General features: G+C 66.6%; 25 protein-coding genes. 21 read left to right on the top strand and 4 right to left on the bottom strand.

Features of this window, described 5'->3' with window-relative positions:
• Positions 1-4: 4 nt before the first annotated feature.
• From NMD1_RS03485 to NMD1_RS03400, 19 genes are all read left to right on the top strand, one after another.
• Positions 5-817 (top strand): SDR family NAD(P)-dependent oxidoreductase, encoded by an 813-nt coding sequence (locus NMD1_RS03485; RefSeq protein ID WP_158453897.1) that lies wholly within the window; start codon positions 5-7, stop codon positions 815-817.
• Between the two features lie 143 nt (positions 818-960).
• Positions 961-2,187 (top strand): MFS transporter, encoded by a 1,227-nt coding sequence (locus NMD1_RS03480; RefSeq protein ID WP_158453896.1) that lies wholly within the window; start codon positions 961-963, stop codon positions 2,185-2,187.
• 82 nt (positions 2,188-2,269) lie between these two features.
• Positions 2,270-3,418 (top strand): amidohydrolase family protein, encoded by a 1,149-nt coding sequence (locus tag NMD1_RS03475; protein ID WP_158453895.1) that lies wholly within the window; start codon positions 2,270-2,272, stop codon positions 3,416-3,418.
• An 88-nt stretch (positions 3,419-3,506) separates the two neighbouring features.
• Complete coding sequence (locus tag NMD1_RS03470; RefSeq protein WP_125953651.1) at positions 3,507-4,376, top strand: CoA transferase subunit A; 870 nt, start codon at positions 3,507-3,509, stop codon at positions 4,374-4,376.
• 12 nt (positions 4,377-4,388) lie between these two features.
• On the top strand, positions 4,389-5,213 hold the full coding sequence (locus NMD1_RS03465; RefSeq protein WP_125953650.1) for a CoA-transferase subunit beta: 825 nt from the start codon (positions 4,389-4,391) through the stop codon (positions 5,211-5,213).
• Positions 5,214-5,336: 123 nt separating this feature from the next.
• Positions 5,337-6,239: an enoyl-CoA hydratase gene (locus NMD1_RS03460; protein WP_125953649.1), complete on the top strand. Its 903-nt coding sequence runs from the start codon at positions 5,337-5,339 to the stop codon at positions 6,237-6,239.
• Positions 6,236-7,324 carry a nitronate monooxygenase family protein gene (locus tag NMD1_RS03455; RefSeq protein ID WP_125953648.1) on the top strand — a complete coding sequence of 363 codons (1,089 nt, stop codon included), beginning with the start codon at positions 6,236-6,238 and terminating at the stop codon, positions 7,322-7,324. The genes NMD1_RS03460 and NMD1_RS03455 overlap by 4 nt, the downstream gene beginning before the upstream one ends.
• The gene (locus tag NMD1_RS03450) at positions 7,324-8,073 is read left to right on the top strand and encodes an enoyl-CoA hydratase family protein (protein WP_125953647.1); all 750 of its coding nucleotides are present in this window, start codon (positions 7,324-7,326) and stop codon (positions 8,071-8,073) included. Before NMD1_RS03455 ends, NMD1_RS03450 begins: the two co-directional genes overlap by 1 nt.
• A gap of 2 nt (positions 8,074-8,075) precedes the next feature.
• A complete protein-coding gene (locus NMD1_RS03445; RefSeq protein ID WP_125953646.1) occupies positions 8,076-9,236 on the top strand; it encodes an acyl-CoA dehydrogenase family protein in 1,161 nt (386 codons plus the stop codon).
• A 4-nt stretch (positions 9,237-9,240) separates the two neighbouring features.
• A complete protein-coding gene (locus tag NMD1_RS03440; protein WP_125953645.1) occupies positions 9,241-10,275 on the top strand; it encodes an acyl-CoA dehydrogenase family protein in 1,035 nt (344 codons plus the stop codon).
• The gene (locus NMD1_RS03435; protein ID WP_125953644.1) at positions 10,262-11,887 is read left to right on the top strand and encodes a class I adenylate-forming enzyme family protein; all 1,626 of its coding nucleotides are present in this window, start codon (positions 10,262-10,264) and stop codon (positions 11,885-11,887) included. The genes NMD1_RS03440 and NMD1_RS03435 overlap by 14 nt, the downstream gene beginning before the upstream one ends.
• Complete coding sequence (locus NMD1_RS03430) at positions 11,884-12,681, top strand: enoyl-CoA hydratase/isomerase family protein (protein WP_125953643.1); 798 nt, start codon at positions 11,884-11,886, stop codon at positions 12,679-12,681. The genes NMD1_RS03435 and NMD1_RS03430 overlap by 4 nt, the downstream gene beginning before the upstream one ends.
• A gap of 4 nt (positions 12,682-12,685) precedes the next feature.
• Complete coding sequence (locus NMD1_RS03425) at positions 12,686-13,843, top strand: acetyl-CoA acetyltransferase (protein ID WP_125953642.1); 1,158 nt, start codon at positions 12,686-12,688, stop codon at positions 13,841-13,843.
• Between the two features lie 3 nt (positions 13,844-13,846).
• On the top strand, positions 13,847-14,266 hold the full coding sequence (locus NMD1_RS03420) for a Zn-ribbon domain-containing OB-fold protein (RefSeq protein WP_125953641.1): 420 nt from the start codon (positions 13,847-13,849) through the stop codon (positions 14,264-14,266).
• Positions 14,267-14,268: 2 nt separating this feature from the next.
• Positions 14,269-15,684, top strand: coding sequence for a phenylacetate--CoA ligase family protein (locus NMD1_RS03415; RefSeq protein ID WP_125953640.1), 1,416 nt, complete (start codon positions 14,269-14,271; stop codon positions 15,682-15,684).
• The gene (locus tag NMD1_RS21170) at positions 15,681-15,857 is read left to right on the top strand and encodes a hypothetical protein (RefSeq protein ID WP_158453894.1); all 177 of its coding nucleotides are present in this window, start codon (positions 15,681-15,683) and stop codon (positions 15,855-15,857) included. Before NMD1_RS03415 ends, NMD1_RS21170 begins: the two co-directional genes overlap by 4 nt.
• Positions 15,854-16,624 carry an SDR family NAD(P)-dependent oxidoreductase gene (locus NMD1_RS03410; protein ID WP_158453893.1) on the top strand — a complete coding sequence of 257 codons (771 nt, stop codon included), beginning with the start codon at positions 15,854-15,856 and terminating at the stop codon, positions 16,622-16,624. Before NMD1_RS21170 ends, NMD1_RS03410 begins: the two co-directional genes overlap by 4 nt.
• A gap of 15 nt (positions 16,625-16,639) precedes the next feature.
• Complete coding sequence (locus NMD1_RS03405) at positions 16,640-17,422, top strand: SDR family oxidoreductase (RefSeq protein ID WP_125953638.1); 783 nt, start codon at positions 16,640-16,642, stop codon at positions 17,420-17,422.
• A 24-nt stretch (positions 17,423-17,446) separates the two neighbouring features.
• Positions 17,447-18,451, top strand: coding sequence for a Rieske 2Fe-2S domain-containing protein (locus NMD1_RS03400; RefSeq protein WP_125953637.1), 1,005 nt, complete (start codon positions 17,447-17,449; stop codon positions 18,449-18,451).
• A gap of 263 nt (positions 18,452-18,714) precedes the next feature.
• Here NMD1_RS03400 and NMD1_RS03395 read toward each other — a convergent pair whose 3' ends face one another.
• Genes NMD1_RS03395 through NMD1_RS03380 form a run of 4 tightly spaced genes read right to left on the bottom strand, consistent with a single transcriptional unit; the run spans position 18,715 to position 23,750 of the window.
• Positions 18,715-19,581 (bottom strand): Coq4 family protein, encoded by an 867-nt coding sequence (locus NMD1_RS03395; protein ID WP_125953636.1) that lies wholly within the window; start codon positions 19,579-19,581, stop codon positions 18,715-18,717.
• 31 nt (positions 19,582-19,612) lie between these two features.
• Positions 19,613-21,349: an amidohydrolase family protein gene (locus tag NMD1_RS03390; protein ID WP_125953635.1), complete on the bottom strand. Its 1,737-nt coding sequence runs from the start codon at positions 21,347-21,349 to the stop codon at positions 19,613-19,615.
• A gap of 56 nt (positions 21,350-21,405) precedes the next feature.
• A complete protein-coding gene (gene ribB / locus NMD1_RS03385) occupies positions 21,406-22,548 on the bottom strand; it encodes a 3,4-dihydroxy-2-butanone-4-phosphate synthase (protein WP_125953634.1) in 1,143 nt (380 codons plus the stop codon).
• Positions 22,548-23,750: an acetyl-CoA C-acyltransferase gene (locus NMD1_RS03380; protein WP_125953633.1), complete on the bottom strand. Its 1,203-nt coding sequence runs from the start codon at positions 23,748-23,750 to the stop codon at positions 22,548-22,550. Before NMD1_RS03380 ends, ribB begins: the two co-directional genes overlap by 1 nt.
• A 279-nt stretch (positions 23,751-24,029) precedes the next feature.
• Here NMD1_RS03380 and NMD1_RS03375 point away from each other — a divergent pair, with 279 nt between their 5' ends.
• Both NMD1_RS03375 and NMD1_RS03370 read left to right on the top strand, forming a co-directional pair.
• Positions 24,030-25,160 carry an LLM class flavin-dependent oxidoreductase gene (locus tag NMD1_RS03375; RefSeq protein ID WP_125953632.1) on the top strand — a complete coding sequence of 377 codons (1,131 nt, stop codon included), beginning with the start codon at positions 24,030-24,032 and terminating at the stop codon, positions 25,158-25,160.
• Positions 25,157-25,918, top strand: coding sequence for an SDR family oxidoreductase (locus tag NMD1_RS03370; protein ID WP_125953631.1), 762 nt, complete (start codon positions 25,157-25,159; stop codon positions 25,916-25,918). The genes NMD1_RS03375 and NMD1_RS03370 overlap by 4 nt, the downstream gene beginning before the upstream one ends.
• Positions 25,919-25,944: the final 26 nt, after the last annotated feature.

Genomic DNA, 25,944 nt, shown 5'->3' with positions numbered 1-25,944 from the left:
CCGGGTGGAAGGCGATCCGGCGGCTTCGCTTGCCAGCAAGACGCCGGACCCGTCGCCGTGGCTGTCCGATTGCGCCCGGCTCGCAGGCCGTTGCGCGATCGTGACCGGGGCGGGGTCGGGCATCGGCCGTGCGATCAGCCGCCACCTGGCCCATGCGGGGGCATCGTTGCTGCTGGTTGACCGCGACGCGGATGCGGTGAAGCGCGCCGGCGAAGATCTTTCCGCGCGCGGCACCGCGACTGTCGATGTCGCTGATTGGGAGGGCACGCAACGCGCGCTCGACGATCTTCTCGGGTCCGGCGTTCCGGACATCCTGGTGAACGCTGCCGGCATTTTCCCCTCCGCGCCGGCACTCGATCTGGATGAGGAGCATTGGGATTCCCTGCTCGATATCAACCTGAAAGGCACGATGCGTCTGTGCCAGCTTGCCGGGCGGCGGATGCGGGATGGTGGCCGGGGTGGGGCCATCGTCAACATCGGCTCGGTGCAGGGGCAGCGTTCCACCGCCGGGAAGGCGGCCTATGCCGCGTCCAAGGCCGGCATAGAGGCGCTGACCCGGGTGCTTGCCGCAGAGCTGGGGCCGCATGGCATCCGCGTCAACGCGATCGCGCCAGGCCCGGTCCTGACCGAAGCCGCGAAAGCGCGCCTCGCAGCGATCGTGGACGGGGCCATGGCCGGGCGGGCCTTCAAGGCGGATCATCTGCGAATCGGTGATCCCGACGAGATCGCCCGTGTGGCGCATTTTCTCGCCAGCCCGGCGGCCTCCTACGTGTCAGGTGCGGTCTGGACGGTGGATGGCGGCACGACGCTGGCTTGAACGACACAGGGCTGTCGTGCCCATGCTTGCCCGAAGGGGCAGCATTGATGCAGGCTCGGCAAGCAACAGATGCCTCATCGGGAACGGTGCCAGCCGCAAGCCGATGCTATCGTGAACACCATAATGATCGGGAGTTGATGCCAATGGCCGTGATATCGGGCGTCGTTCAGGATATGCCGGCGTCATCGCCCGCAACCGACCTTCCCGCGTGGCGGCGTTGGCTGGTCATCGTCATTCTCCTGACGGGTGGCATCAAGTCCGCGCTGGCGTTCACCTCCGTGGTCCCGGCGCTGCAACTGATTGCTGCGGAGTTCGGCGGCGCGGGTGATTCGGTTCTGTCCGCGCAGTTCGTGGTCACGCTGGCCCCGGTGGGCATGGCGGTGTCGGGCCTGATGGCCGGCATGATTGTTTCGAATCGCAATCTGCGCACCACGATGTTTCTGGCGCTGGGGGTCTGCACTCTTGCCGGATTGATGCAGCTTGTGGTGCACAACTATTTCCTGCTGCTGGCCAGCCGCTTCGTGCTGGGTTTCAGCGCCGTGGTTGCGGACGTTTCGATGACCAGCATCCTGGCCGCGCAGTTCTCCGGCGCGGCGCGATCGAAGCTGATCGGATTTCGCCAGGCGATTTCGTCGATCGGTACGGTCGCGACGATGCTGCTGGGCGGCTGGCTGGCGCAGCATTACGGCTGGAGGGCGCCGGGTATCATGTTCCTGCTGCCCGGAATCATGCTGCTGCTGGCGTTCATTGCCTTCGATCAGCCGATCCGGCTTGAGCAGATCCCCGCTTCGCGGGAACGGTTCTCGGTCTGGCAGCTCTGGCCGCTGCTGCTGCTTTCGCTGGTGATGTCCATCGGCCACACCATGCCTTCGTTCCAGATGCCGTTCCTGCTCAAGGAAAACGGGATTACCAGCGCGGTGCTGGTCTCTCGGGTTCCCGCGCTCAGCTCCACGATTTCCATCCTGTCGGCTTTCGCATTCGGCTTTGTCTATGCGCGCCTTGGCCCTTGGACGCTGGTGGTGGCGGCGACCCTGATGGGCGCGGGTTTCATCGGCGCCGGATTGGCGCCCGGTTACGAGATTATCCTGCTGTGCGTGGTGATCGAAGGCGTGGGCGCGGGATGGACGATTCCGTTTTTCCTCAACCGGATCCTGGATCGCACGGACCCTGCCAAGCGCAGTTCCGCGATCGGGCTTGTCCAGTCTTCGCTGTTCCTGGGCCATTTTCTCAATCCGCTGATCACGGCGCCGGTGCGCCTGACGCTGGGCATCCATGCCACCTTCATGGTGGTGGGCTCGGCGCTGATCCTGATCGCGGTGCTGATCGGCGGCTGGAGCACGCGTTTCCGCAATACCGTCCGAGCGATATGATTACGCGAAGGCTGTCGTCACCCGTTGACCCGTCGCGCCCATTTGCTATCATATTAAAGATAGAAATGTATAGGAGATGAAAATGCCTTTGGGGAGTTCCAAGCTGATTTCCGCCGACAGCCACTTCAACGAACCCGGTGACCTGTTTACCAAGCGGGTGGCGCAGAAGTTCAAGGACCGCGTTCCGCGGATGGAAAGTTTCCCCGAAGGGGACGGGTGGATTTTCGAAGGACTGGAAGGCCCGCGCAATTTCGGCTGGAACGCCTGCGCCGGTCTGCCGCCCGAAGACATGAAGGCCTGGATGCGCTTTGACGACATGCGCAAGGGTGGCTGGGATCCGGCCGAGCGCGTGAAGGAGCAGGATCGCGACGGCGTGACCGCCGAAGTCATGTATCCCACGCCTTCGATTCAGGCCGCGATCGCGCTGATCGAGGACGAGGAACTGCACCTTGCCACCGTGCAGGCCTACAACGACTGGGTTTCGGAATACGTCGCCTATGATCCGGCGCGCTTCTGCGGCCTCGTCTATCTGCCCAACCGGGGCGGGGTGAAGGTGGCGGTCAAGGAAATGGAGCGCGTTCTTGGGCGCCCCGGCATGCGCGCGGTGATGGCGCAGGCCTATCCGACCGGCACGACGGTGATGACAGACGAGCATGACTACCTGTGGGCCGCGATCCACGAACGCGACGTCAGCTTCAACATTCACGTCGCGCTCGGCATTTACAAGCCGAGCCCGCACAAGGCCAAGCTGCCCGGTTATGGCCGTTTCTTCGATGCGCCGAACCGCTGCATCGAGTTCGTGTTCAACGGCGTGTTCGATCGCTTCCCGAACCTCAAGGTCGCCTTCGCCGAAGTCGATTTCGGCTGGGTGCCTTATGTCAAGGAGCAGATCGACAACAACTACCAGCGGCTGGAAAAGGTCAATCAATTCGGCCTGAAGCGTCTGCCCAGCGAATATATCGATGAGCATTTCTACTTCGGGTACATGACCGACAGCTTCGGCCTCAACAACCTCAACTACATGAATCCCGAGCGCGTGCTGTGGTCCACCGACTATCCGCACATCAGCGCGGACTATCCCTACAGCTGGCGGACGATCCAGGCGTCGATGTCGGGCGTGCCCGCGCCGACCAAGGCCGCGATCCTCTACGGCAATGCCGAGAAGCTCTACGGCTTCGACGTGGAAGCGCTCGCCAAGGCGGAAGGCAAGCCGGCGCTCGCCGCCGCCTGATCGCCGACGCCTTGCAACCGTGACGGGGCCTGGCGCCCGTTCCCAGGCGGAACGGGTGGCTGGCCCCGCGCGTGCCGGATAGAACGAGATGCTCGACAAGAGGATGCCGCTGGACGCCATCGTGGCGGAACTGGCTGATGGAATGACGATCGCGATCGGCGGCTGGGCCACGCGGCGCAAGCCGATGGCGCTGGTGCGCGCGATCGCGCGTTCGGGGCTGAAGGATCTGACCGTGATCGCCTATGGTGGGCCCGACGTCGGCATGCTGGCGGCCTGCGGCAAGCTCCGCCGGCTGGTGTTCGCGTTCGTTTCGCTCGATCACATTCCGATCGAGCCGCATTTCAAGGCCGCGCGCCAGGCGGGGCTGGATGTGTGGGAAATGGATGAGGGCATGCTCCACTGGGGGCTGCGCGCGGCCGCGATGGGCCTTCCGTTCCTGCCCACCCGCGTCGGCATCGGTACCGCGATTGCTGGGGACCCGCGCTTGCGGACGGTGAAGAGCCCCTACGACGATGGCGAAACGCTGATCGCGATGCCCGCGATCAAGCCCGACGTGGCGCTGCTGCACGTTCACCGCGCCGACGAGAAGGGCAACGTGCTGACGCTTTCGCCCGACCCGTTCTTCGATGAACTGATGGCCCGCGCGGCCGATCGGACCTTCGTGACCGCGGAGCAGATCGTGCCCACGGCGGACCTGGGCCTGCCCGGCAACGCGCGGTATCACCTGGTCGAGCGGTCACTGATCAGCGGCGTGGCGCATGCGCCGTTCGGTGCGCACCCTACCAGCGCGGCGCCGGACTACCAGCTCGATCTCGCGCACCTCAAGGCGTACGCGGCGGCGGAGGGCGAAGCGTGGGATGCCTATCGCCAGCGCTATGTCGCGGCGGACGAGGGCGCCTATCTCGCGGCGGTGGGCGGGGCGGACGCCATCCGCGCCATTCCCGCGCCGATCTATTGAGGAGGCCGGCCGATGACCGACACCCCTACATCACCTGCCGGCACATCATCTACCGGCGCGACTCTGGCCGACCTGCTCGTGGCGCAGTGCGCCGAAGTCTGGCGCGATGATCCCGAATGGCTGGCCACGGGCATCACCCCCATCCCCCGCCTGGGGGCGAGCCTTGCCAAGATGACGTTCAACCCGCGCCTGATGATCACCGACGGCGAGAACATGCTGCTCGAACAGCCGGCGCCGATCGGCCCGCGCGATGGCGGTCCCGTGGCGGAAGGCTGGGCGCCCTATGCCCGCACGTTCGACAACCTGTGGGGCGGGCGCCGGCACGCGCTGGTCGCGCCGGTCCAGATCGATCGCTTCGGCCAGACCAACATCAGCGTGATCGGCGATCACGCCCGGCCCAAGGCGGCGCTGCTGGGCGCGCGCGGCTTTCCGGGCAACAGCATATCGCACCCCAACAGCTTCTTCTTCCCGCAGCACAACCGCCGCGCGCTGGTGGAAGGCGAAGTCGATTTCGTCTGTTCCGCCGGATACAACCCGGCGCGCTGGCTGGATGGCCGCAAGCCGCACCGGCTCGATTTGCGGCGGATCGTGACCAACCTGTGTGTGATGGACTTCGGCGGCCCGGATCACGCGATCCGCGTGATATCGCTGCATCCCGGCGTCCCGCTGGAAGAAGTGCGCGATAGCACCGGCTTCGACCTCGCGTTGCCGGAGCAGGGCGTGGCGGAAACACCGCGTCCCGATGCCGCCGCGCTGGCGGTGATCGCGGCGCTGGATCCGCACGGCATCCGTGCCGGGCTGGTGAAGGGAAATCCGCCTGCCGTTCGCGTGGTGTGATGGCTGGGAGCCGAGTGATCGCAGTATAGCACCGTTGGCTTGCCGCGAAGCTATCGTCCCCGCTGTTGACCTCCTTCAATATTGCAATGATTGATAGATGTGAGAGAGGGACAGGAGCAGGCCATGAGCCCCGCGGATATCACCTACGAAACAGATACGCCGGTGCTCTACGACGCGCGCGAGGGCGTGGCCTGGATCACGATGAACCGGCCGCGTTACAACAACGCGCAGAACAGCCAGATGACCTACGCGCTGGACGACGCGTTCCGCCGCGCGGTCGACGATCCCGCGGTCAAGGCCATCGTGCTGGCCGGCACCGGCAAACACTTCAGCGCCGGGCACGACATCGGCACGCCGGGCCGCGACGTGGCGCGCAGTTTCGAGAGGACACACCTTGTTCCCGATCACGTCGGGCGGCCGGGCGCGGAATTGCTCTATACCCGCGAACAGGAAGTGTACCTGGGCATGTGCCGGCGCTGGCGCGATGTGACCAAGCCCACCATCGCGATGGTGCAGGGCGCGTGCATCGCCGGCGGGCTGATGCTCGCCTGGGTCTGCGACCTGATCGTCGCGTCCGACGATGCGTTCTTCCAGGATCCGGTTTCGCGCCTGATGGGCATCCCGGGCGTTGAATATTTCGCCCATGCGTTCGAACTGCCCCCGCGCGCTGCCAAGGAATTCCTGTTGCTGGGCGATCGGATGCCGGCGCAGCGGGCCTACGATCTCGGCATGGTCAACCTCGTCGTCCCACGCGACGAACTGGAGCAGGCGACGGCCGCGATGGCGGCGAAGCTTGCGGCGCAGCCGTCGCTGGGCATGTGGCTGACCAAGCAGGCGGTGAACCACGTGGAGGACCTGCGCGGCAAGCGGACCGCGATGGACGCGGTGTTCCACATGCATCACTTCGCCCACGCGCAGAACGATCTTGTGACCGGCCATGCGCTGGGCGGCGTGACCGGCAAGAGCGCGGCGGCGGACAACAAGGCAGGCGGGGAAAAGGCCGGCGGGGAGAAGGCCGGGGCATGACCGATCCGCTCGCCACGCCTCTTACCGCGCTGCTGGGGTGCAGGCTGCCGGTGATCCAGACCGCGATGGGCTGGATCGCGGAGCCCGCGCTCGTGGCGGCGACGGTCGAGGCGGGCGGGTTCGGCTTCCTGGGCGCGGCGGTGATGACGCCGGATGAAGCGGCGGCAAAGATCACCGTGCTGCGCGGGCTCACCGCGCATCCTTTCGGCGTCAACTTCCACATGTTCCAGCCCGGCGCGGCGGACCTGGTGGAAATTATCGTCGCCAATCGCGATCGCGTGCGCGCAGTCAGCTTCGGGCGGGGGCCGGACGCGAGGATGATCGCCCGCTTCCGCGATGCGGGTATCCTTTGCGTGCCCACGGTGGGCGCGGTGAAGCACGCGCGCAAGATGGCGGACCTGGGCGTGGACATGATCGTCGTGCAGGGCGCCGAAGGGGGCGGGCATACCGGTGCGGTGGCCACCACGGTGCTGCTGCCGCAGGTGCTGGACAGCGTGGCGATACCCGTCGTGGCCGCCGGCGGCTTTGCCGATGGGCGCGGGCTGGCGGCGGCGCTGGCCTATGGCGCGGCCGGTATCGCCATGGGCACGCGGTTCCTTATGACACGCGAAAGCCCGGTGCCGGATGCGGTGAAGCTGCGCTACGTCCGCGCGGGGACCGACGATATCGAAGTGACGCGCGCGGTCGACGGCCTGCCGCAGCGGATGATCCGCAACAAGGCGTTGCGGCGCCTGACCAGTGGAGGCGGGCTGGCTTCCTGGCGCAACGCCGCCGCGGCGGGCCTTGCGATGAAACGCGCCACGGGCGCTTCCTGGGGCGAGATCCTGCGGGCCGCGCAGGGGATGCGCCGCCATGGCGGGCTGACGCTGGCGCAGGCCGTGCGCGCGGCGGCGGCGCCAATGCTTATCCAGCGCGCGGTGGTTTCAGGCGATGGCGATGGCGGACTGATGGCCACCGGCCAGGTTGCCGGCCGGCTGGATGACCTGCCTTCCGTTGCCGATCTGCTGGCGGCGATCGAACGCGATGCGCGCGATCGGCTGGCCGCGATCACCCCCGAAGCCGCCCGATTGAGGATGCCCTGCTGATGCCGGTCCGAACCCATGTCGCCGACCGTATCGGCGAGATCATTTTCGATCATCCACCCGTGAACGCGCTGGGCAGCGCGGCATGGAACGAAGTGCCCGATATCGTGACCGCGATGGGGCGCGATCCCGACGTGCGCTGCGTGCTGATCCGCGCGGAAGGGCGCGGCTTCTGTGGCGGCGTGGATATCAAGGAGATGCAGGCGCATCCCGAACGGATCGTGGCGCTCAATCGCGGCAACTACCGCACGTTCCAGGCGGTGCGCGCGTGCGAGGTGCCGGTGGTGAGCGGGGTGCACGGCTTCATCATCGGCTCGGGTATCGGCATCTGCGGCGCTTCCGACGTGGTGATCGCCGCCGAGGACGCGTTCTTTTCGCTCCCCGAGGTCGATCGCGGCGCTATGGGCGGCGCCAGCCACCTGATGCGGATGTTTCCCCTGCAGAAAGTGCGTGCCGCGTTCTTCACCGGCGGCCGCATCGACGCGGCGGAGGCGTACCGGCTCGGCGCGGTCGAAAAGGTCGTCCCGCGTGAAAGCCTGGTCGAGGAAGCGCGGGCGTTCTGCGCGGTGATCGCGGGCAAGAGCCGCAAGGCGCTGGTCACCGCCAAGGAGGCACTGAACGGCATCGAGCCGCGCGATGTCGATCATGGCTATCGCTTCGAACAGGGCTTCACGCTCGAGATGTATCTTCACGAGGACAGCCAGCGCGCGCGCGATGCCTTCGTGGATACCGGCAAGGCGGCGGCGTTCTGACCATGGATATCCGCTATACACCCGAGGAGCAGGCCTTCCGCGCCGAAGTGCGGCGCTGGATGGCGGCGCATGTTCCCGCGCAACCGCTTCCCGATTTCGATTCCACGCGCGAAGGCTTCGAAGCGCATCGCCAGTGGGAGCGCACGCTGCACGCGGGCGGCTGGGGCATGGTCACCTGGCCGGTCGAATACGGCGGGCGCGGGCTCGACCTGATCCGCTGGCTGATCTTCGAGGAGGAATATTATCGCGCGGGCGCGCCGGGGCGGGTCAACCAGAACGGCATCTTCCTGCTAGGCCCGACGCTGATCGAATACGGCACGCCCGAACAGAAGGCGCGCTTCCTCCCGGCAATGGCGGCGGGCGACCATATCTGGGCGCAGGCCTGGTCCGAGCCGGGCGCGGGCAGCGACTTGGCCGGCGTGCGTTCTACCGCCGTTCGCGATGGCGATGATTACGTCCTGTCGGGTCACAAGATTTGGTCCTCGCGCGCGGTCCATGCGGACTGGGCGTTCGGCCTTTTCCGCGCGCCGGGCAGCGAGCGGCACAAGGGGTTGTCGCTGATCCTGTTCCCGCTCGATGCGGCGGGCGTCACTGTGCGGCCGATCCAGCGCTTCGACGGAAAGCCTGTCTTCGCCGAGCTGTTCCTCGACAACGTGCGGGTGCCGGCCACGAACCGGCTGGGCGAAGAAGGCCAGGGCTGGGCGGTCTGCATGTCCACCGCAGGGTTCGAGCGCGGGCTGATGCTGCGCAGCCCGGCGCGATTCCAGGTTGCGGCGGCGAAGCTGGTCGACCTGTACCGCGCGCGCGCTGGCGCGGCCGATCCGGCGCTCGGCGCGGCGGTGGCGCAGGCGTGGATGGACGCCGACGCCTATGCGCTATCGATCTATGCCACCGCCAGCCGGCTGATGGCCGGCGGGGCGATCGGGCCGGAAACCAGCACCAACAAGATATTCTGGTCCGAGCTGGATCTGGACCTGCACAAGACCGCGCTGGCGCTGCTCGGTGCCGAGGCGGAACTGACCGCCGCTGCGCCCGATGCTTCCGCCGATGTGGGCGACTGGCTCGACGGTTACGTCTTCTCGCTGGCCGGTCCGGTCTATGCTGGCGCCAACGAAATCCAGCGCAACATCATCGCCGAGCGCATGCTCGGCCTGCCGAGGTGATGGCATGGACTTCCGCCTGACTGACGAACAGACGATGCTGGCCGAAACGGTCGGCGCTTTGCTGCACGATTGCTGCAGCGGCGCGGACTTGCGCCGGTTGCTGGAAAGTGGCGCGGCACGCGATGCCGGGCGCTGGGCGCAGATCGAGGCGATGGGCCTGCCGCTGATGCTCGCGCCGGAAGCGCGCGGTGGCAGCGGGCTGGGGATGGTCGAGATGGCGCTGGTCGCGATCGCCTGCGGCCATGCCGCGCTGCCCGAACCGCTGGTGGAGCACGCGGGGATCGCGGTGCCGGCGCTGGTGGCGGTCGGGCGCGACGTGCCGGCGGGCACCGTTGCGGTCGGCCATCCGGTTAACCCGTTCGTCGCCGATGCCGATACCGCCGAAGCGTTGTTGCTGGCGGATGGAGATGCGATGCATCTGGTGCCGCGTGCTGCGGTAACGCTGGTGCGGCAGGACAGCATCGATCCCTTCCGCCGCCTGTTCCGCGTGGACTGGAAGCCCGCGCCCGCAACGCGCATCGGTGGCGCCGCGCTGTGGGAGGCGGCATTGGAGCGGGGTGCGCTGTTGGCGGCGGCGCAATTGCTGGGCTTGGCGCAGCGCGCGGTCGATATTTCCGTGGCCTATACGAAGGAGCGTCAGCAGTTCGGCAAGCCGATCGGGTCGTTCCAGGCGGTGAAGCACCATCTGGCGTCGGCGCAGGTGAAGATCGAATTTGCGCGGCCGGTGGTGCTGGCGGCGTCGGCGCTGCCCGCTTCTTCGCTCGCCCGCGCACGGGTCAGCCACGCCAAGCTTGCCGCGCAGACCGCCGCAGACGCGGCCAGCCATGCCGCCGTACAGGTCCACGGGGCGATGGGCTATTCGTGGGAGGTCGATGTGCATTTCGTGCTCAAGCGGGCGCTGGCATTGGGGCAGGCGTGGGGCACGCCCGGCTTTCACCGCGCGCGCGTGGCAGAGCACATGCTTTCCGCGCCGCTAGGTCCGGATCGTACCTTCGACGCGGTGCCGCTGCAGCAGGAGGCGCGCAGTGAAGCCGCTTGAGATCGCCCGCTCGTTGCGCGCCGATCCGGATGACGCCGCGCGCTATCGCGCCGCCGGGTGGTGGAGCGACCGGACGCTGTCCGCCCGCATCGCCGAACTCGCTGCGACGCGGCCCGATGCTGTCGCCTGGATCACTCCGGAAGGCCGCTGCACCTGGCGCGCCTATGATCGCGCGGCGACGCGGATCGCCGCACTGATCGCCGCACGCGGCCTGGCGCCTGGCGCGCGCGTCGCGGTGCTGCTGCCCGATGGGCCGGCCGTCCACGCCGTGCTGCTGGGTGTGGAGCGCGCCGGCATGGTCGCGGTTGGTATCGGGGCGCGCGCGGGCGTGGCCGAAGTGACGCATCTGCTCAAGCGCACCGGCGCCACGCTGCTGATCGCGCACGCGCGCCAGCGCGATCGCTCGCTGGAAGAACTGGTTGCGGCGGTGCGCGAACAGGGTGCGCCGCTTGCCGACACACTGGTGGTGCCCGATCTGATTGCCGAACCCGGCTGGTGCGACGGCCCCGTTGCCGATCACGCGCCGTTCCCGGCCGGCGATCCCGACACGCTGTTCCTGATCAATTCCACTTCCGGCACCACCGGCATGCCCAAATGCGTGATGCACACGCAGAACCGATGGTTCTATTTCCACCGCCTTGCGGCCGAAGCGGGACGGTTCGGGGATGGCGAGGTGTTCCTCGGGGCTGTTCCGATGCCGTTCGGCTTCGGCCTGTGGACGTCGCATTTCTCGCCCGCCGCGCTGGGATGCTCCACGGTGGTATTGCCGAAGTTCGATGCTGGCACAGCGCTCGACATGATTGCGCGCGAGCGGGTGACGGTGCTGTGCTGTGTGTCCACCCAGTTCATCATGCTGCTGAACGAACAGGCGGAACGTCCGCGCGATCTCTCGTCGCTCAAGTGCATGTTCACCGGTGGCGAGGCGGTCCCTTATCGGCGCGCGGCGGAGTTCGAGGAAGTGACCGGCGCCGCCGTGCTGCAGTTCTATGGCTCGAACGAGACCGGCGCGCTCAGCCACACCACCGCCGCCGACACGCGCGACCGCCGCCTTACCACCGCCGGCCAGGTCATCCCCGAGATGGACGTGCGTCTGTTCGATCCCGCCACCGGTGCGGAGGTGGAAGGACGCGGACAGCCAGCCTGCAAGGGGCCGGCCACCTGCCTCGGCTACTGGGACGACGACGAGGCGAATGCCAAGCTGTTCACGTCAGACGGCTGGATGTTGATGGGCGACATCGTTGAAATCGATGCGGAAAATTACCTGCGGGTGGTGGGCCGCACGTCCGAATTCATCATCCGCGGCGGCAAGAACCTGTCCGCGCCCGCGATCGAGGCCGAAGTGGCGACGCACCCCGCCGTGGCGCTGGTCGCCGCCGTGCCTGCGCCCGACGCGGTGTTCGGCGAGCGTGTGTGCATCTATGTCGCGCCGCGCCCCGGGCAGACGGTGGCGCTGGAAGAGATCACCGCGCACCTCGCGAAACGCGGCATCTCGCGCGAATGGTTCCCCGAATATCTCGTCCTGATGGAAGATCTGCCGCGCTCGTCGGGCGGCAAGGTCGCTAAGGGCGAACTCGCCGCCGATGCGAAGAAGCGCTGGGCGGTGCCGGCATGACATACCAGAACATCAAACTCGCCCTGGAAGGCCGCATCGCCCGCGTCACGCTGGCGCGGCCGGACAAGCTCAACCCGCTCGATTGGTCCACGGTCAAGGAACTGAACGCCGTGGTTGCGCGGATCGAGGCCGAGCCGGGCATCGATTTCGTGCTGCTGACCGGGGAGGGGCGCAGCTTTTCGGCCGGTGGAGATCTTGACGGGTATATCCGGCTCTATCGCGATCCGCCCGCGTTCCAGGCGTTTCTCGACGATTTCTACGCGATGCTGACCGGCATCGAGCAGGCGCGGGCGGTTTGGATCGCGGCAGTCAACGGAGTCTGTGTCGCGGGCGGAATCGAACTGCTGCTGGCCTGCGACATGGCGATCGCGGCGGAAAGTGCGCGGATCGGCGACGGGCATCTGAACTTCGGCCAGTTGCCCGGCGCCGGTGGGTCGCAGCGGCTGCCCCGCGCGATCGGCCTGCTGCGCGCCAAGCACCTGATGCTGACCGGCGAACTGCTGGATGCGCGGACAAGCGAGGCGTGGGGGCTGGTCACGAAAGTCGTGCCCGACGCCGACCTTCTCGCCGAGGCCGAAACGTGGATCGCGGGTATGGCGACCAAGAGTGCGGTTGGCCTCGCCGGCGCCAAGCGCCTCGCCAACATGACGCTCGACACGCCCTACGAGGAAGGCCTGCGGCAGGAGATCGCGTTCGTCCACCGCTACGCCACCACCGAACCTGACGCCACCGAGGGCCTCATGGCCTTCAAGGAGAAACGTGCGCCAAGCTTTGGCGCGCGGAAGGAAGACTGACCTCATGTACAAGTTGCGCGACAAGTATGCGATCACCGGGATCGGCAACACCGAATACAGCAAGTTCTCCGGCCGCACGGTGCGAAGCCTTGCGACCGAAGCCTGCCTCAAGGCGATCGAGGACGCCGGGCTGACCGTCGGCGACATCGACGGCATCGTCAGCTTCAACTTCAACGACAGCGCGCCCGCGATCGGCGTCGCCACCGAGATGGGCATCGAGAACGCCGGCTATGCGGTCGACTATGCCGCCGGAGGAAACGGCGCGAACCTGATCACGCTGGCCGCCGCTGCCGCGATCGAGGCAGGGCTGGCCAAGAATGTCGTCTGCTTCCGCGCGATGAACGGCCGTTCGGGCTTCCGCCTTGGCGGCGGACGCGACATGTCGGCCTATGGCGTCACCCAATATACTGCGCCGCTCGGCTGGATCACGTATCCGCAGGCGATGGCGATGTGGGCGCGGCGCCACATGATCGACTACGGCACCACCGAGGAACACTGGGCCGAGATTGCCACCACCTTCCGCGCCAACGCGGTGCGGAACGAGCGCGCGATGCAGCGCACGCCGATGAGCAAGGACGATTACTACAACTCGCGCTTCATCGTCGATCCGTTCCGGATGTACGACATCTGCCTGGAAAGCGACGGCGCCTGCGCGGTGGTCATCACCGCGGCCGAACATGCGCGCGATCTGCGGCACAAGCCGGTCTATATCATGGGCGGCGCCTACGGCGGCGGACCGACGCAGGGCGACGACCTGTTCGACGCGATCCGCTGGCCCAGCCATTCGCACAACTGCTTCAAGTACCTGGCCGATGATCTGTGGGGCAGTGCCGGCATCGGTCCGAAGGACGTCGATGTTGCCGAAATCTATGACTGCTTCACCTACAGCGTGCTGATGGCGCTGGAAGGCCTGGGCTTCTGTAAGGAAGGCGAGGGCGGCCCGTTCGTGATGGACGGCCGCATCGCCCCGGGTGGCGAACTGCCGCTCAACACCCACGGCGGCCTGCTGTCCGAGGCCTATATCCACGGCTTCAACCACGTGATCGAGGCGGTCGAGCAGCTGCGCGGCACGGCCGGCGTGCGCCAGGTGGAAGGCGCGGAGATCGCACTCACCACCGCCGGGGCGATGACCTGCGGCAGCGCCATGATCCTGAGGAACTGATCCATGTTTCAACCCACTGCCTATGCCAAGCCGCTGCCGGTTCCCGATCCCGAAAGCACGCCGTTCTGGGACGGGATGCGCGAAGGCCATCTGATGCTCCAGCGTTCGTCGGCCGGCGAATATCTGTTCCCGCCGGTGACGTTCAGCCCCGGATCGCTCGAACGCCCGGAATGGATGGAGGCGAGCGGCAAGGGCACGGTGTTCAGCTGGATCGTGGTGCGCCATCCGGTCCCGCGCGACGTCTATGCCGACGAGGTACCCTACGTCGTTGCGCTGATCGCGCTCGAAGAAGGCTGCCGCATGACCGGCAACCTGGTCGATATCGCGCCGGAGGATGTGCGCGCCGGAATGCCGGTCGAGATCGTCTACAACCGCGTCACGCCGGAGATCACGCTGCCGGCGTTCCGCCCGGCGAAGGGGTAACCATGGCTTCGCCCGCGATCGACGATCCCTTCGCCGCCTCGCCGCTGCTGCGCCGTTTCGCGCAGGCCACGCGCGCGGACCTGGAAGCCTACCAGCTTCGCAAGGTCCAGGTGCTGTGCGAACGGCTCTATGCCAACAGCGCCTATTATCGCGCCCGGATGGATGCGGGTGGGCTACGGGATGGCGTCGTCGACAGCCTTGACCGGTTCTCGAAGGCGTTTGCCTCTTCGGCCAAGGCGGATTTTCTCGCGGACCAGCAAGCGGCCCCCCCGTTCGGGACGCGGCTTGGCGTGGATCGCGCGGATGTCGTGCATATCAGCATGACCAGCGGCACTTCGGGGCAAGGGCAGGAAATCTATGGCCGCACTCAGCGCGACGTGCACATGCTGGGCTACCTTCATGCGCTGCCGTGGTTCATGGCCGGGCTGCGCCAGGGCGACATCGCGATCAATTGCGTGCCGGCGGGCGGCATGACCACCGGCGGCTGGGGCCCCGGCGAGGCGATCCGCATCCTGGGCGCCACCGGCTTCCACGTTGGCGGCAACACCTCCACCGACGCCAAGATCGACCTGATGCTGAAGCTTGGCGGCCTCCGGTTCATCTATGCCTCAACCAATTACCTCCACACGCTGACCGAGGCGTTGCTGGCGCGGGGGATCACCCCGCGTGAGGCTTTCCCCGGGATGCATGGCCTGTTCATCGCCGCCGAAGGCTATCCGCTGGAATGGGCGGCCAAGATCGAGGAACACTGGGGCTGTCGGTTGCAGGAAGGCTATGGCTCCACGCAGCTCAACGGGTTCGGCGGATCGACGGCGTCTGCCGGGGTGTTCCGCAGCGGCTCTGCCTCCGGGGGCGAGCGCGGGCTGATCCGCCTGTTCGAATGGGAGCATCTGGTCGAGATCGTCGATCCTGCCACGGGTCTGCCGGTGAAGCCCGGCGAACAGGGCGAGATGGTGGTCACCAACCTGTCGGTCGAGGGCAGCCCGGTGGTGCGCTTTCGCACCGGCGATGCGGCGCGTTTCGTGCCCTGGCAGGAATGCGGCGGTGGCGCCTGGAATGCGATCGAATGCGGCACGATCGGCCGGTTCGATGACATGATGAAGATCCGCGGCAACAACGTCTGGCCGACGATGTTCGACGCGGCGGTGTTCGCGCACCCGGAAGTGGGCGAATACAAGGGCCGCGTCTACACCCGCGACGGCAAGACCGAGGTGGAGGTGAAGATCGCCGTGGCCGACCACCAGGCGGGCCTGTCCTCCGACGAGCGCAAGCGGCTGCTGCAGTCTGTGCGCAACGCGATCAAGGAGCGCAGCAACATGTGGGTGGACGTGTGCGAGGTGCCGCGCGCCGAGTTCCAGGGCTTTGCCTACAAGGCGCGCCGCTGGACCGACGAACGGCAGGACGGATACCGGCTGTGACGGAGGGCGCGATGGTCGAACGGGACGAGGACGGTGCGCTGCTGGCGCAGATGCTGGTGCTGGCCGACCGGCTGGCCCAGAGCGAAGACGCATTGCTCAAGGGGCAGTACGCCTATTTGCGCGCGCGGGTGGCGGCGCTGATCGAGCTGCAATCGTTCGGCGAGGCGGTGTGAGCGGCGTCGCGCGCTTTTCGCTGGAAGGGCGGGTCGCGGTCGTCACCGGCGGCGGTGGCGGGCTGGGTTCGGCCGGTGCGCTGGCGCTGGCCGAATGCGGCGCGGACGTGGCGCTGGTGGCGCGCAACCGTGCGAGGCTGGAAGAATCGGCCGCCGCCGTGGAGGCGGCTGGTCGCCGGGCGATCGTGATCGAGGCGGACGTCGCCGATGCGCGGGCAATGGTCGATGCCGCCGCAGAAGCCGAAGCGACGCTCGGCCGCGTGGACGTGCTGTTCAACAACGCCGGCATCACCAATCCGCAAACGGTGCTGGAGATCTCGCCCGAGGATTTCCTGCGCGTGCAGGAAGTCAACATCGCCGGCGCGTTTCATGCCGTGCGCGCCTTCGCGCCGGCTATGCTGGCGCGCGGCTTCGGCCGGATCATCAACATGGGCTCGATCCTGTCGGGTCGAGGCATGGCCAACCGTAGCGCCTACTGCGCATCCAAGGCCGGGCTCGCCAATTTCGGCGCGGCCTGCGCGTTCGAGTTCGGCGGCCGGGGCGTCACTGTCAACACGCTGGGGGCGACGGTGATCGTCACCGATCTCAACCGCGAACTCGTGCGCACCCAGCCCGAACTCTATGCCCGCGTGGTCGATCGCACCCCGCTTGGCCGCCTGGGAGAGGTCGAGGACCTGATGGGCGCGCTGATCTTCCTTGCCTCGCCCGCATCGGGCTTCGTCACCGGACAGACGCTGTTTGTCGATGGTGGCTACACTGCTGGCTGAAAACCGAAGGATACCATGTCGACACCGCTCAAGACCCTGTTCGATCTCACGGGCCGCACCGCGCTTGTAACCGGCGGTTCGCGCGGGCTCGGACTCACCATGGCCGAGGCGCTCGGCGAGTTCGGCGCGCGGGTGATCGTTACAGCGCGCAAACAGGCCGAACTGGACGAGGCCGTAGCGCACCTCTCCGCCCTTGGCATCGCGGCCAGCGCGATCGCCGCCGACGTCGGCAAGCCCGAAGCGGCGCAGCAGATCGTCGATGCGGTCAAGGCGGGCGGCGGCCGGATCGATATCCTGGTCAACAACGCCGGCACCTCGTGGGGATCGAAGACCGAGGAAATGCCGCTCGATGCGTGGAACAAGCTGCTGGCGGTCAATCTTACCGGTCCGTTCCTGCTCGCGCAGGCCATCGCGCGCGAATTCATGCTGCCGGCGGGCTGGGGGCGGATTGTCAACATCGCTTCGGTCGAAGGGTTGCTCGGGCACCATCCGCGCATGATCGGCACGATTGCCTACAACGCCAGCAAAGGCGGCCTGATCAATTTCACGCGCGCCCTGGCGGCCGAATGGGGCGGGCGCGGCGTGACCGTGAACGCGCTCGCACCGGGTTACTTCCCGTCCAAGCTGACCGGCTACGTGCTCGACAAGCATGGCGAGGAATTGCGCCACGATACGCCAAGCGGCCGGCTCGGCTGCGATGACGACCTGAAGGGCGCGACATTGCTGCTGGCATCGAACGCCGGCGCGCACATCACCGGGCAGATACTCCCGGTCGATGGAGGCGCGTCGATCATCTGAACGCAGAACGTGGGGAGGTTTGCGATGAATGCACCTAGTCGTTTCGGTACACGCTATCCGTTTCATCCCTATCCGACAGGGTGGTTCAGCGTGGGTTTCGCCGATGATCTGGAGCCGGGAGATGTCAGGCCCCTGCGCTATTTCGGCAAGGATATGGTGCTGTTCCGCACGCAGGGCGGCGAGGTGGCGGTGACCGATGCGCATTGCCCGCATCTGGGCGCGCATCTCGGCTATGAAAGCTGGGTGGAGGGCGAGACGCTGGTCTGTCCGTTCCACCAGTGGCGCTACGATACCGGCGGCAAGTGCGTCAGCGTGCCGTTCTCCCGCACGGTTCCCCCGCGCGCGAAAGTGCGCAAGTGGCCGACGCTGGAGCGTGGCGGCATGATTTTCATCTGGCATGACCTCGAAGACCGCGAGCCTGCCTGGGAACTGCCCGCGTTCGACGAAAGCCGCCGCATTCCCGATGCGGGTTTCCGCAAGCTGCACGATGATTTCGGATCGGCGCACCCGCAGGACGTGTTCGAGAACGGCGTCGATTTCGCGCACTTCCCGGGCGTCCATTCCACCGGCCGCGCGGTCAGCAACGGCGCGATCCGCGCCGACGGCGTCCGCTTCTTCAGCCCGGTGCGCATCCTCCCCGCGGGATACGACGGACCGGTGGAAGGCGTGGACGTCGGTTCGACGGTCGATTCCGAAGTCATCGGTGGCGGTCTTTCGCGCGTGGAGAGCCGCACGCCGCACGCGCCAGGCATTGTCACGGTGTACTACGTCTCGGTGACGCCGGTGGATGCCGAACTCAGCCATTACCATGTCCACCAGTTCTTCCTGCGCGACGATGATTGCCCGATGACGGAAGAGCAAATCGCGGCGTTCACGGAGCTGGCGGCCGAGCATGGCCTCAAGGAGCAATGGAGCGACGGCAAGATCTGGCCGTTCAAGGCCTATGTCGAACAGCCGCTGCTGAGCGCGGTGGACGGGCCGATCCTCAAGTATCGCGACTGGTACAAGCAGTTCCACCCGGCTGTGTGACCAGCGCATTGGGGCGGGCGCGTGCAGGGCGCGCCCGCCTTTTTTGTGCGCAAAAAAGACGATTGTATCGCTTGCAAACGCGGAGTGTGAATAGCCCACCCCGCTGCGACTAACGCCGCCTTCGGCGGCGCAAGTCTCGCTCCCCTCCCGCTTGCGGGAGGGGGTGGGGGTGGGAACACCCGCTTGTTTACAAAGGATATAATTGCCCAAAAATAGCGGCGGAGATCGCTCCCCGCCGCTTTTCCATCCAATCGGCGATTGCTCTATTCCGCCGCTTCCGCCTGCGGTTCCGGCTCGGGCTCGAACGTTGGCACCTGCTCGCTCCAGTAGGCGGATTCGCGCGCGGTATCGATCGTGCGCGCACCGCGCACGCCGAACTTGCGGCGCGCCTCCTCTAGCGGCAGGTCCAGCCATTCCTCGTAGCGCGGCAGGAACAGCGCGTCGGATTGTTCGCCCACCTTCATCGCATAGTGCGCCAGATCGAACATCCGCAGCGTCAGTTCGGGATAGTGCAGCGGCCCGCGCATGAACATCGGGATCGTCAGCAACGTGTTCTGCACGTTGAGCACCCCCGCCAGCTCCGGCCCGAAGTGGCGGAACAGGTTCCCGTATTTGAGGAATGCCGGCATGATCTCGCCGATCCCGTCGAACCCGCCGCCCGAGAGGATGTGCATGATGTCATGCGTCTGTACGCCGCGCAGGAAGAAGTACTCGAAGCCCGATCGCGGCTCGAACGTGGGGATGATGTCCACTTCCATGCCCGCGCCGACCAGCCATTGGTACCAGATGCCGCCGACCGAGCCTTCCGGGCACGATTTCATGTCCTCGCGCGTCAGCCGCGCCAGCCAGCGATCGTCGAGCCACTTGTCGAATTCCGGCCAGGTTCGCCGGGCTTCGTTGAACAGGTCCTCGATGCGGCCGTGGTCCTGCACCTCGCGCACCGCCTCGATCAGCGAGGGGATGCCATACGTGACGGGGTAGTCGCGGCCATTGCGCTTGAGGCACTGCGTGGTGACCCATTCGCGGATGCGGGGGTCGTTGAGATACTTCGACGAGCTGATCAGCACACTGCTCGTTGTCTCCACCTTCTGCCGCCCGCGCTGGAGATAGGGCAGTTCTTCTTCGTTCATCCTCTCGACCTCCTGATGCGGGGCGCGTCGGTCATGCCGCCGCGACCGCGATTTTCTGGATGGCGGGGCCTACGAATTCCCCGGGAAGCTCCCCGGTAAACGCGCCGTTCTCGAATGTCGGCACGCCGTTGACGAGCGTGAGGCGCATCGGTGCGGCATCGCGGGTGAACCGCCAGGTGAAGCCGCCCTTGCCGTCGGGCACGTCGAACACGCGCTTCAGGGGACGGGCCTCGATCTCGTCGAGGTGGAACACCGCGATGTCGGCCCGATAGCCGGGCTTGATCACGCCGCGGTCGCTGAAATTGAAATGTTCTGCCTGCTTGCCCGTCTGCGCATGGATCGCCTCTTCCAGCGTCAGTTCCTTGTCGCGGAAGAAGCGCGTGATGAGCAGGATGTTCTCGCCGCCGCCGCACAGCATTTGCCCATGGGCGCCGGCGTCGGAAATGTTGGCCACGGTCTGGCTCATCCGGATGAGATCGACCGTCTTGTCGAAGTGCATGGCGTGCGGCACGCGGTTGACGATCGACCCGACCCCGTTCGCCAGCACCCAGTCGGCCAGCGCGTCGGACGGGTGCTTGCCCGTCTGTTCGGCCAGGTCCTTCAGACTCAGCCCAAGCGGGCCGGCACCGGTTTCCGAATCCATCAGCAACATCATGTGCGGATTCGCCACGAGCGACTGGCGGAAGGCCTTGTTGTCCCAGCTGTCTCGGGCGCGGGCGCGGAAGTCCTCGTCCTGGAGCAGCGCGATCTTTTCCTCGGTTGTCGGGGCCTGAACGATCTCGTGCCACACGTATTCGTTGGCCTGCGCGAACGAGGAACTGCTGAAGAAGTTGAGCGCCGTGGTGGGCGGAACGTGGGCAAAGCTCGGCCAGAAATCGAGCCCTTCCTGGCGTTGTTGCTCGGAAATCTCCCACATTCGGTCGCGGATCGAATCCTGGAAATGCAGCAGGCCGGCCGCGCCCGCCATCTGCACGCGCACGCCAAGCCCCCGGCACAGGTTGCCGAGCCGCTCCATCTGTTCGGGCGCCTTCAGCTTGAAGAAGGTATCCAGAATGACCTGCAACTGGCTGCCCGGCCGGCTGGCGAGCACGCCGATCAGCGCGGTCCATTCGGCATCGTCGGCCACAAGGCTCGGCACCGGGCGATCCTTGCTGTCATGGTCCATCAGGTTGGACGACATGCCCAGCGCACCGGCATCGATCGCGTCTTCCAGCAGCGCGCACATCTTGCGGATTTCGTCGGGAGTCGCCGCGCGATCCCAGGCGTCCATGCCCATCACGGCCAGGCGGATGGCGATGTGCCCGGCATAGCCGGCGATGTTCGTGGAAACCTTGCACTTCGCCTGCATCGAGGCGCGGTATTCGGACCAGGTGCTCCAGTCCCAGGGCAGGATGTCCAGGAACGGCTTTTCGGCGACTTCCTCGAAGAACGAGAATATCTTGACCATTTCCATCCGCACTTCGGGATCGGCGTGGACGGGCGCGGCGGTAAAGCCGCAGTTGCCGATGACCACGGTGGACACGCCATAGCCGGGCAGCGGATCGAGATCGGGCTGCCACCACATCACCGCGTCCATGTGGGTATGCGGCTCGATGAACCCGGGGGATACAATGCAGTCCTTCGCATCGACCACGCGTTCGCCGGCGGCAGCGGCCAGTCCGGGCGCGATCTCCGCGATGAAGCCATCCTTCACGCGAACGTCGGCGGCATAGGCTGGTGCGCCCGTGCCATCGACGACGGTTCCCCCCTTGATCAGAATATCGGTCATGCGCCTCTCCTGTCTTTGAAATCCGATAAGGCCATATTATAGCTAACATTGCAATGTTAGATGTCGTCGGTCAGAGGCCGTTGGTCGACGATTTCGATCCCGTAGCCATCCAGCCCGATGAAGCTGGCCTCGCTGTTGCTGAGCAGCACGATGCGGTGAATGCCGAGATCGGTGAGCACTTGCGCGCCGATCCCGTATTCCCGCACGGCGACATGCCGGCCAGCGCTTTCCTCGCGCCCCGCTTCGCGTGCGCGGATGATGCAGCCAACCAGATCGGGCGCGGGCGAGCTGAGCACGATGACCACGCCGCTGCCTTCCTGCGCGATCCGGTCCATCGCGCGTTCCAGAAGGCCCGAGCGGGGGTCGTCCTCTGCCAGCAGATCCGCCAGCGGCGAATGGACATGCATCCGCGTCAGCACCGGGCTATCCTGATCGACGGTGCCCTTGACCAGCGCGACGATTTCCGCGCCGGTCACGGTGTTGCGATAGGACATGATCCTCCAGTCGCCCGAATGCTTGCTGCGGAACGACATTTCCGCGCGGCGTTCGACCAGATGGTCGTGCCGACGGCGATAGGCGATGAGATCGCGGATCGTCCCGATCTTGAGACCGTGGTCCTGCGCATAGGGAATAAGGTCGTCGAGCCGGGCCATCGTCCCGTCCTCGTTGAGGATCTCGCAAATGACGCCCGATGGGTTGAGGCCCGCCAGCCGGGCGACATCGACTGCCGCTTCCGTATGCCCGGCGCGCACCAGCACGCCGCCATCGCGCGCCACCAGCGGAAAGACATGCCCCGGCGTGACGATGTCCGCGCGTGTCCGGGCCGCGTCGATCGCCACCGCGATGGTGCGGGCGCGGTCCGCTGCCGAAATGCCCGTGGTGACGCCGTCGCGCGCTTCGATCGAGACCGTGAACGCGGTTTCGAACGGCGATCCGTTGCGGCGGCTCATCGGCTCCAGGCCAAGCTGTTCCGACCGGTCCCGCGTCATCGCCAGGCAGACGAGGCCGCGCCCGTACCGCGCCATGAAATTGATCGCGTCGGGCGTCGCCATTTGCGCGGGGATGACGAGATCGCCTTCGTTCTCGCGATCCTCGTCATCGACCAGGATGAACATCCGGCCGTTGCGTGCTTCGTTGATGATTTCCTCGGGCGTCGCCAGAAAGCGATGGCGCAGCGCGATCGGAGCCAGCGCGGTCATCACAGCACCTCGAACAGTCCGGCGGCGCCCATGCCGCCGCCGACGCACATCGTGATCACGACATAGCGCACGCCGCGCCGCTTGCCCTCGATCAGCGCGTGCCCGACCATGCGCGCGCCCGACATGCCGAACGGATGCCCGATGGAAATCGCGCCGCCATCGACGTTGAGGCGGTCGTCGGGAATGCCGAGCCTGTCGCGGCAGGGCAGCACTTGCGCGGCGAACGCTTCGTTCAGTTCCCACAGGCCGATATCGTCGACCGTCAGGCCATGTTGCGCCAGCAGCCTGGGCACCGCATGGATCGGTCCGGTGCCCATTTCCTCGGGCGGGCAGCCCGCCACGGCCATGCCGCGATACGCGCCCAGCGGCGTCAGCCCCTCGCGCGCGGCAACCCCCGCTTCGACCAGCACGCACGCGGCGGCGCCATCGGACAGCTGGCTGGCGTTGCCCGCAGTGAGGAACCGGCCCGGCCCTGTCAGCTCGCCGCCGGTCCACACGGGTTTTAAGCTGGAGAGGCCGTCCAGCGTGGTTTCGGCGCGGGGGCCTTCGTCGCGGTCGAGCGTGACGGTGCGTTCGCTCTGTTCACCGGTGGTCTTGTCGGTCACGATCATGCGCGTGGTCAGCGGCGCCAGCTCCGCGTCGTAGCGTCCGGCGGCGTAGGCGGCCGCGGTCCGCTGCTGGCTTTGCAAGGCATAGGCGTCTTGCGCCTCGCGGCTGATGCCATAGCGTTCCGAGACGACTTCGGCGGTTTCGATCATCGCCATGTACATGTGCGGGCTGTGCGCCAGAACCGCCTCGGACTGCGCGCGATAGCCGTTCTTGTGCGCGTTCTGCGTCAGGCTGATCGATTCGACACCGCCACCCGCCACCACATCCATGCCGTCGTGCATGATTTGCTTCGCGGCGGTGGCGATCGCCATCAGCCCCGACGCGCACTGGCGATCCAGCGACATGCCGGCGGCGCTGTCGGGCAGTCCCGCCGCCGCCGCCGTCAGCCGGCCGATGTTGTAGCCCTGCGTCCCCTGCTGCGCGGCGCAGCCCATGATCACGTCTTCCACGCGCGCCGGATCGAGCCCCGCCCGCCGCACCGCTTCGGCCACGGCATGGCCCGACAGCAATGGGGCCTCGGCGTTGTTGTAGGCGCCGCGATAGGCCTTCCCGATCGGAGTCCGGGCGGTGGAGACGACAAGGGCTTCGCGCATGGGGTTCCTTCTCCGCAGATCTGGCCGCTTTCATCGTGGCCTGTCGGGGACGGCGTTATCCGGGCGGGATGCGGCGCTCTATTGCCATTGGATCATCAAGGCCGTCGCTGTGCGGCATCGACGGGCGGCATCGACCCGTCGCGGCTGCGATCGCAAACCGGCAAGGTTCGGGCGCAGCGATGCCCGCACGCTAACTCTCGCGCCGCCAAACGGCATTTGAAAGGCGGGTGCCTCACGCCGAGTTACGGAAACGGAACTGGGAGCCTGAGAGAAACAACAATGCGATTCTCGCTGATTTTTGAAGCTCAGATCGTCGATGCTTCGCCACGCGGCGAGAAGCAGGTGTTCGACGAACTGGTCGAACAGGCCTTGTTGGCGGAACAGCTGGGTTTCGACGTGGTATGGAGCGTAGAGCACACCTCGCTCACCCACTATGCCCACATGAGCGCGCCGGAAACGTTCCTTGCCTATATCGCCGGGCGGACGTCGCGCATCGGCATCGGGCACGGGGTGGTGTGCCTCATGCCTGCCATGAATCATCCGATCAAGGTCGCCGAACGGGTCGCGACGCTGGATATCCTCTCAAAGGGCCGCGTGCATTTCGGGGTCGGCAAGGGCGGAAGCCAGCAGGAAGCGGGCGCTTACGGCTACGACCTCAAGGCGCTGCAGCCGCTGATCGACGAGGCGATGTACCTGATTCCGCGCATGTTCGTGGAAGACGAGGTCGAACACAACGGCCCGCATATCAGTATCCCGCCGCGCCCGATCCATCCCAAGCCGTTCCAGGAACCGCACCCTCCGATGTACCTGGCGTGCACCAACATGGATACGCTGGCCCGCGCCGGCCAGCGCGGCATGGGTGCGCTGGTGCTGGGCTTTGGCGGACCGGAAGAGGTGGCGACCAAGAACAAGGTCTATCGCGATGCCTGGGCAACGCGCCTGCCCGAGGACCAGGTGGGTTACCGTCCCATCCAGCACCTTGCGGCGCTGTGCCCCACCATCGTGCTGGACGATGCGGAGGAGGCACGCCGGATCGGCATTCGTGGCCAGCGCTATTTCTATGAATCGCTCAACTACTGGTATGGCGGCGGACCGAAGCCGGAACCCGAAACCTGGGGCGACCAGCTTGTCGAGGAAGGCACCGACACGATCATCACCACCAAGCTCGCCTCCGAGACGCTGACCATGGACTTGCGCCCGGACGAAGGCGGACGCCGTCCGAGCGGCGGCATCCTGAATGCCAGGAACGCCTATGGCAGCGTGGCCGATTGCATCAACTACGTGGAGCAGCTCGCGGCCGCTGGCGCCGACGAGATCCTGTTCATGACCAACATGGGCACCGTGCCGCAATGGGCGCAGCTTGAAACGCTGCGCAAGATCGGCACCCATGTGATTCCCCACTTCCGATGACCGTAGCCATAGCCGGCCGCACAGCCGTCGTGACCGGCGCCGCGTCGGGCATCGGCGCGGCGCTGGCGCGGCATGCGGCAAGGCAGGGCATGGCCGTGGCCGCCTGCGACCGCGATGCCCCAGGCCTTGCGCGCCTGGCGGCGGACCTCGATGCCGCCGGCATAGCGCATTGCCTGCGCGTGGTGGATGTCACGAAAGCGGATGAACTGGCTTCGTTCGCAGCGGAGTGCGCGGAACTCCTGCCCCCCATTGCCCTGTTGTTCGTCAATGCCGGCGTGTTGCGCGGGGGCGGGGTGCTGCACATGCCGGCCGCCGACTGGCGGCTGCTGTTCGACATTAACGTGCTGGGGGCCATTGGCACGTTGCAGGCCTTCGTGCCGGCCATGGTGGCGCATGGGCACGGGGGCCAGGTCGTCGTGACCGGATCGACCGGATCGATGGTCGTCACTCCGGGCCTTGCCGCCTATTGCGCGACCAAGCACGCGCTGTGGCCGGTGACCGAGGCGCTGGACGCCGAATTGCAGGGCACCGGCGTCGGCGTTTCCCTGCTCATGCCCGGCGCGGTCGCCACGCCCATCTTCGATGCCGTGGACCCCGACCGTGCTCCGCCGGCGGATTCCATCACGCCCGAAGCCGCCGCCGTGATCGCCTTCGACGGGGCAAGGGCGCGGCGGGCGAAGATCTTGACCCATCCCGGCTACGTGGACCGGGCGGTACGGCGCTTTGAAACGAGCCTCGCCGACCTGCGCGGGGAATAGCGCCGCCGCGCAAGCGGGCCAGCCCG

This window comes from Novosphingobium sp. MD-1 (assembly GCF_001014975.1).
Taxonomy (GTDB): Bacteria; Pseudomonadota; Alphaproteobacteria; order Sphingomonadales; family Sphingomonadaceae; genus Novosphingobium.
The sequence above is the reverse complement of the archived record's forward strand: the minus strand, read 5'-3'. Positions and strand labels throughout refer to the sequence as shown.

What these genes read in the sequence shown, in the direction of transcription:
- NMD1_RS03405 (WP_125953638.1), top strand. Translation starts at nt 16,640, where the DNA reads ATGTCGACACCGCTCAAGACCCTGTTCGATCTCACGGGCCGCACCGCG.
- NMD1_RS03380 (WP_125953633.1), bottom strand. Translation starts at nt 23,750, where the DNA reads ATGCGCGAAGCCCTTGTCGTCTCCACCGCCCGGACTCCGATCGGGAAG.
- NMD1_RS03420 (WP_125953641.1), top strand. Translation starts at nt 13,847, where the DNA reads ATGTTTCAACCCACTGCCTATGCCAAGCCGCTGCCGGTTCCCGATCCC.
- NMD1_RS03445 (WP_125953646.1), top strand. Translation starts at nt 8,076, where the DNA reads ATGGATATCCGCTATACACCCGAGGAGCAGGCCTTCCGCGCCGAAGTG.
- NMD1_RS03460 (WP_125953649.1), top strand. Translation starts at nt 5,337, where the DNA reads ATGAGCCCCGCGGATATCACCTACGAAACAGATACGCCGGTGCTCTAC.
- NMD1_RS03470 (WP_125953651.1), top strand. Translation starts at nt 3,507, where the DNA reads ATGCTCGACAAGAGGATGCCGCTGGACGCCATCGTGGCGGAACTGGCT.
- NMD1_RS03415 (WP_125953640.1), top strand. Translation starts at nt 14,269, where the DNA reads ATGGCTTCGCCCGCGATCGACGATCCCTTCGCCGCCTCGCCGCTGCTG.
- NMD1_RS03425 (WP_125953642.1), top strand. Translation starts at nt 12,686, where the DNA reads ATGTACAAGTTGCGCGACAAGTATGCGATCACCGGGATCGGCAACACC.
- NMD1_RS03375 (WP_125953632.1), top strand. Translation starts at nt 24,030, where the DNA reads ATGCGATTCTCGCTGATTTTTGAAGCTCAGATCGTCGATGCTTCGCCA.
- NMD1_RS03390 (WP_125953635.1), bottom strand. Translation starts at nt 21,349, where the DNA reads ATGACCGATATTCTGATCAAGGGGGGAACCGTCGTCGATGGCACGGGC.
- NMD1_RS03370 (WP_125953631.1), top strand. Translation starts at nt 25,157, where the DNA reads ATGACCGTAGCCATAGCCGGCCGCACAGCCGTCGTGACCGGCGCCGCG.
- NMD1_RS03480 (WP_158453896.1), top strand. Translation starts at nt 961, where the DNA reads ATGGCCGTGATATCGGGCGTCGTTCAGGATATGCCGGCGTCATCGCCC.
- NMD1_RS03440 (WP_125953645.1), top strand. Translation starts at nt 9,241, where the DNA reads ATGGACTTCCGCCTGACTGACGAACAGACGATGCTGGCCGAAACGGTC.
- NMD1_RS03395 (WP_125953636.1), bottom strand. Translation starts at nt 19,581, where the DNA reads ATGAACGAAGAAGAACTGCCCTATCTCCAGCGCGGGCGGCAGAAGGTG.
- ribB (WP_125953634.1), bottom strand. Translation starts at nt 22,548, where the DNA reads ATGACCGCGCTGGCTCCGATCGCGCTGCGCCATCGCTTTCTGGCGACG.
- NMD1_RS03475 (WP_158453895.1), top strand. Translation starts at nt 2,270, where the DNA reads ATGCCTTTGGGGAGTTCCAAGCTGATTTCCGCCGACAGCCACTTCAAC.
- NMD1_RS03430 (WP_125953643.1), top strand. Translation starts at nt 11,884, where the DNA reads ATGACATACCAGAACATCAAACTCGCCCTGGAAGGCCGCATCGCCCGC.
- NMD1_RS03465 (WP_125953650.1), top strand. Translation starts at nt 4,389, where the DNA reads ATGACCGACACCCCTACATCACCTGCCGGCACATCATCTACCGGCGCG.
- NMD1_RS03450 (WP_125953647.1), top strand. Translation starts at nt 7,324, where the DNA reads ATGCCGGTCCGAACCCATGTCGCCGACCGTATCGGCGAGATCATTTTC.
- NMD1_RS03455 (WP_125953648.1), top strand. Translation starts at nt 6,236, where the DNA reads ATGACCGATCCGCTCGCCACGCCTCTTACCGCGCTGCTGGGGTGCAGG.
- NMD1_RS03400 (WP_125953637.1), top strand. Translation starts at nt 17,447, where the DNA reads ATGAATGCACCTAGTCGTTTCGGTACACGCTATCCGTTTCATCCCTAT.